This is a genomic window from Anaerobacillus alkalidiazotrophicus (assembly GCF_001866055.1).
In genome coordinates this window covers 1-5,655 of sequence record NZ_MLQS01000020.1, presented here as the reverse complement: position 1 = coordinate 5,655, position 5,655 = coordinate 1, and the positions used below count along the sequence as shown (strand labels likewise).

Here is a 5,655-nt window from a genome sequence, read left to right as displayed (position 1 = left end):
CTTTTACGAAGGATAGAATGTAGTTTTCTGCTATGCGTAAGGCATCAACCCTCTCGAATAACTAACATTATGGAGCTCAATCCCTTCAACCGCTTGGCTTTCGGCCCGCCACCTCACTGTCTACGCTTAAAGACTAAAGTTACCTTCAGCCCTCCAAGACTCGCTACGAGCGAATGGCTAGTTCTTACTCGACGGGAATCCCACCCGTTATATGATACGACCTAGGCTCGGCCGCACACGCATCCGTTTAGTTGAAGAAGAGTTAAACTACTGAATATATTTACTTGCAATGTAAAGTTTACCGTCTAACTCATATGCAATATAACCAATTTTTCCAGAAGAAATCTCTCTTCCTTTTATTTGATACAGTCTTGTGCCTTGGGCAATGCCTTTTGCCTCCCCGCTTTCCTTTGCAGTACCTTTTACAACTCTTGAAATCATCCCAATCTCTTCATCTGAGATTGGTTCATAAGTGGCAATATATAAATTATCGTTCCATATGAAATGAGAAGCATCAATCTCGTTATTACAACTTGATAGCGCCAAAATTATCCCTAATCCTAATAATACAAATAAATTCTTCAAAATTACCAAGCCCTACTCTCAGATTTTTATTCAATTATCCTACTCGTTAACAGAACAGCCATAGCCTTTATTTAGCTATCGCTCTTCGTTAGTTCAATATCGCCGCCAAAATTTTTCTATTTCATCGGAATCCTTCCTTGTTTCTTTACCCATGTATTTATGAGCAATAGATAGGATATCTTTATCATCACCAATCCTTTCAAGAATAGTGACACTTAATAGCTCTCTTACATATTCATCACCAGCAACTGCCATTTTCTCAAAGAAGTCAAATAACTTTACAAGTTTTTCTCTTTCTTCTTTTTGAAGGGACTCTATAATGTAGTCGTTACACTCACCAAAGAAAATGTGTGGCAAAAACTCATTATTAAATTCAAGGTGTTCCTCCAATATTGGTTTAAACTCTATAAATACACTAACAAATTGTTCAGCTAATTTGTCTTTATTCAATACGTCACCACCAAAACTGTTGTTCAATTCTTGCTTTCTTTACTTTAAGTACAATTGTTCACACTTATTTTCACAGTTTATTTATCTTCAAGTTCTTTAACTCTTTTTTCCAGTTGTGCTATTTTTAAAAATGCAAACAATGCAATGCTTAAAGCCCCTGTCGCAACACTAAACGCAAAAATCACCATAGTGTCCATAACCATTTCACCTCGTATTCTTTCAATTTGAGCCTTTCAAAAACATTATTGAATTCTACTGCTCTTTAACTTCCCGTATTAACCTATAATACATTTACGTCTAACTTTTAAAAAAGTTTCTTTAACAAACCTGCTAAATAGTTACATAGAAAGCGTCACTGGTGCTGTTCCAATTAACGCTTCCGTTTAATAATTTTCTTTAACCTTGTTTTCCATTTCTTCTATTAAATCACCAATGTCATTTGATGAATAACCTAAGATTTTACTCTGTATTTTTTTAGGAAACATTTCTTTAATATCTTCTGAATAATAGGTTCCATCACGAGGCAAAGAATGATTTAAAACTTCCAATGAATCATTGTTATGTACACTTACACTTAATACGATTGGAACTGACATTCCGCTTCCTGTTTGTAAGGCTTCCCCTTCTTCATAATATTCTTGAATTAAAGCCCATAAGTAGATTTCGCCTTCATTTTTATCTGTTTCTAATATTTCATATGCAACAAATATTTCTCCCCCGAAGTTTGAATTCATCACTTCCTCAGAAAGATATTTCTCAACTACCTGTTCATCAATTACATAAATAGCGTTATTTTCAGAAGTTGTTGAATCACCAGCAGTAGTTAAGAAATACATTCCTGTAAGGATAATCATAATAAACAAAATACCCAGCAAAAGTTTTTTCAAAATAAATCCTCCCCCATTATTGTGCTACAACCATTTGTAAATATCTCCACCCTAATTGTTTTACCCTTTATTAAACAAGCCTGCTAATATACTGAAACAAAAGCGTCACTTTTGCTGTTGCAGTAACGCTCTCCATTAGTGCAAATTCCTTACTCATTTTTTATTTTTATTAGTTTATCAATCTCAAACTATTTTCTTCTACTTACTATCAATTACGTAAAGTAGTTAGGTATTACTATTTCCTAGCCACTTTCCAAGTAAGGAAGCAACATATAAAAAAAACAACCAACCTAAAATCGTTAATATTGGATTTAAGGGAAAGGTTACTTTATAAATAAAAAATGCAAAAACAGCAAAAAAAATAATTGATTTTTTTTCATCCATTAACCACTTTTTCAAGTAACTACGCATAACAAACTCCTTTCTTTGATTTAATGAGTTCCCAAATTTGTATTACTAGTTTCACTAACCTCGTTAACACCACAACAGCAAGAACAGCTTTTTCAACTATTGCTTCCGTTACTTTAAGTTAATTATTTCACATATTCCTTGTATTAACTTAAACATCACTATTCGGAAGGAAAAACTCAGTAAGCTTTTTTGCCACAATCAACGTTAATGGAATTTATATTAATAGTGAAATAGATAGAAAATCAGTTAAAACACCCCCTGGAATAATTGATTAAAAATTAAACAATATGCTTGAAAAATTAAACTAAATTATTCAACAATTTTAAAACTTACACCGCCTTTTGCTTTACTCCCAGTTACTGTGAAAAGATAGGTCCCTGTCTTTGGTATCTCAATTAAGAAGTGACCTGATGAGGCATCGTTACCTCTATAAATTTCGCCTCCATTGACATTTGCCACAATAACATCTAAACGACCTTTAATATTTTCAATGGTAACATCAATTATTGCTCCTTGTTCTAATTCCATTTCATGTGTCTTGGTATCATTTAATAGGTTATATTCCATAATAAACTGCTCATTGTTACCTGTTCGACTACCATCAAATGATGATTGATTACTACAAGCCGTCATAAAAGCAAATATTAAAATACCTACTGTAATTTTTAATAAAAAATTTTTCATGAATTCCACCTCTTATTCAACCTACTTTCACTAAAAAGAAAATCAATCTACTCATAATCCATTTTTTTTAAACTGCTTGTCATTCAACAACAGTATGAACTACCATTGCTGAGTTACTCAACTAAAGTTCACCGATCTTCAACTAAAGCTCCCGATAGTTTAAGTGAATCGCTTCACAAAATCCGTATATTCCTCCCTTTAATCTAACATAAATTACCAATCGTTCTCTTTCAGATTAGAATTCGCATGGCAAATCGCATCAAAATCAAAAGAAGGAGACATTTATTTCCACTATGTGAATAGGTTCAATTTTGTAAAGATAAATAGTTTTCGTTAAACATTTTCTTCTATTCTTCAAAATCTAAATACTGCATACTAAATTCTCCACCAACGAAATTCATTTCTCTTGAAAATGTATGAATCTCCCATTCCCTATCTTCATTTTCAGTAAAAACATACTCTCTTTTCCAACCTTCTAATTCAATGTCATCACCAGTATATTCCTGCGTTATCGTTAAATAAGTTTCATTAAAAAATTCGTTTTCATAATAACTTTTATAGATAACAGCATCTGTTATCATTATTCCCTTGTGGAACACAGTTGGATATAAAGTTTCTTGAACTAAGTATGAACCAGATTCCGTTTCTTTCTCTGACCCCAATATAATAAACATCTCTAAAAACATTCGAGCATGTTCTCCAAACTCTTCTGTAAATACTTTTTCAAGTTCGTCATACTCATTACTAGATACTGTTTTCATCATTGATAGTTGGATAATCAGCTCTTCTTTTACCTTAATCATTTCAATTGCAGTATCAATATCAAAATCAATACTTTCTTCCTTAATTGGCTTTATTTCTTTATCTGTATTACATCCAGATAATATAATGATAGAGACAATAGTCATAAATATAAACTGCCGCATTTGTCATCCCCCAGTATCTATTTTCAATAGCACTGCTTCGTTAGCATCACAATGGCTGTAACAGCTGGTTAAACTATTGCATCCGTTTGTTTAATAAGAGGTTATGATTCATCCTTAAATGTTTTATAATATTCTTGTCCTAAGATTATTAACCCTAATAAAGTTAATAGAATTCCTACAACAAATGGAAAACCTAAAAATAAAGACTGTACAACTTCATTTCCGTATTGCTTTGCTCCAAAAATTGCATGCCATAATTTCGACTTACCAGACCATGCTGTAATATTAGTTGCGTAAATAGAACCCGCTAAAATAATTGTTAAAGTAACTAATAAGCCACCAAGCATTATAAATCCACCAATTACAATTCTTTTCATTATTTGCCCCCTTATTTTTATTGTCGTCTTACTCATCTTTATCTCAGTTAAATTCACGAAACTGCCATTTACTTGAATAACAAGATTACTAAATTATTAATTCAACTACATTATTTTCCTTCTGTAGTTAAAAAAATCTCTAATTCTTCATTAAAGTAAAGCTTTCGTTAGTGAAAAGTTAATCGTAAAAATTAAATACTACTTCTCCAACTGTTTTAGACTCCCAATAGGCAATTTGTTGTAATTCTTCATGGTGCAACTTATTTTTGTTTTTCACTCGAATTTTTCTCCCTTTTTTAGTGTATATGAAAGGCTCATTCAACTGAGCAGGACTTAGGATTTCATAAAATTGATTAAGTGGTTTGGCTATTTCAGGTATTTCAATAAAGGGCAAATCATGGGTATCTAATTTACGGGGCGCTGTAAATGCTAAAAAAGGGTATTGAGCATTTAATAAAATATGAAAATTGTCATCCTTTTCTTTAATAATGCATTCATAAAAACTCTTTCCAGTTTCCCCGCCAATAAACTTGAAAATTTTTTTACGAAACAATGAATAACATAAATCTCTGAATTCCGTCTTGCTTACCGAGGGCGCAGGATAAAATCCAGTAACTCCATAACGGAGAATTAACATAGAGATACCTCCCTTTATATCCAAAAGATAATTAAAATCTAATTAATATCTTGTTTAGCGCTCTGTTATAGCATCCGTTAGTTGAAGATAGAATGATAATTAAGGGAAGTCTAAAAATAAAACAACAAACCCAAAAATTATTCCAATTACCAAACCAGAACATAACAACCACCACAATAATAGGCTGATAGGATTTTTTAAATTCATTACTTCTTGCCAAGATACCTTATATGACCGTTCATTCACTTCATATCGTTTGATTTGAATGTACTGGTACATATTCAGAAGTATAGAAAAAACAAGTAATATAATTACGAACTTTAACACTTCCTCATTCATATTATTTAATCCTCCTTAAAATTCCACTAAACTCTCCTTTAGTTTAACATCATTTTCCAATTTGTGGACATAAAAAATGAGCTGCCAACCGCAACTCATTTTTTTACTAGTCGAGTAGAAGAGAACCTCTCTACCTCTCGGTAGATTGCATTCTCTCCCCTCACAGAACCGTGCTTGCGCTATTAACGCACACGGCTCCTCCTAGTTACCATTTACAGAATATAGCTAATCTCTTTTCTTAAGTCATAAATATTAACCTTAACTCTGGCGTAAGGTAATGGATATCTAGTAAGAAAGAGCCTGAATTTATCCCAGCCCAGGTAAATGACTTCCTTTGACTTCTTCTGTTGAGCCATTTA

General features: G+C 32.4%; 9 protein-coding genes. All 9 read right to left on the bottom strand.

The window, feature by feature from the left end; translation table 11 throughout:
• Window positions 1-267: 267 nt before the first annotated feature.
• On the bottom strand, window positions 268-585 hold the full coding sequence (locus tag BKP45_RS14260) for a hypothetical protein (RefSeq protein WP_071390368.1): 318 nt from the start codon (window positions 583-585) through the stop codon (window positions 268-270).
• A 93-nt stretch (window positions 586-678) separates the two neighbouring features.
• Entirely contained in the window at window positions 679-1,035 is a 357-nt protein-coding gene (locus BKP45_RS14255; protein ID WP_071390367.1) for a DUF7674 family protein, read from the bottom strand.
• Window positions 1,036-1,418: 383 nt separating this feature from the next.
• Complete coding sequence (locus BKP45_RS14250) at window positions 1,419-1,922, bottom strand: hypothetical protein (protein ID WP_084787964.1); 504 nt, start codon at window positions 1,920-1,922, stop codon at window positions 1,419-1,421.
• Window positions 1,923-2,147: 225 nt separating this feature from the next.
• Window positions 2,148-2,333: a hypothetical protein gene (locus BKP45_RS14245; RefSeq protein ID WP_071390366.1), complete on the bottom strand. Its 186-nt coding sequence runs from the start codon at window positions 2,331-2,333 to the stop codon at window positions 2,148-2,150.
• A gap of 309 nt (window positions 2,334-2,642) precedes the next feature.
• Window positions 2,643-3,017, bottom strand: a complete 375-nt coding sequence (locus BKP45_RS14240; protein ID WP_084787962.1) for a hypothetical protein — start codon at window positions 3,015-3,017, stop codon at window positions 2,643-2,645.
• 347 nt (window positions 3,018-3,364) lie between these two features.
• The gene (locus BKP45_RS14235; RefSeq protein WP_071390365.1) at window positions 3,365-3,943 is read right to left on the bottom strand and encodes a hypothetical protein; all 579 of its coding nucleotides are present in this window, start codon (window positions 3,941-3,943) and stop codon (window positions 3,365-3,367) included.
• A gap of 101 nt (window positions 3,944-4,044) precedes the next feature.
• Window positions 4,045-4,320: a hypothetical protein gene (locus BKP45_RS14230; RefSeq protein WP_071390364.1), complete on the bottom strand. Its 276-nt coding sequence runs from the start codon at window positions 4,318-4,320 to the stop codon at window positions 4,045-4,047.
• Window positions 4,321-4,498: 178 nt separating this feature from the next.
• Window positions 4,499-4,957: a hypothetical protein gene (locus BKP45_RS14225; protein ID WP_071390363.1), complete on the bottom strand. Its 459-nt coding sequence runs from the start codon at window positions 4,955-4,957 to the stop codon at window positions 4,499-4,501.
• A gap of 99 nt (window positions 4,958-5,056) precedes the next feature.
• Window positions 5,057-5,296 carry a hypothetical protein gene (locus tag BKP45_RS14220; RefSeq protein ID WP_071390362.1) on the bottom strand — a complete coding sequence of 80 codons (240 nt, stop codon included), beginning with the start codon at window positions 5,294-5,296 and terminating at the stop codon, window positions 5,057-5,059.
• Window positions 5,297-5,655: the final 359 nt, after the last annotated feature.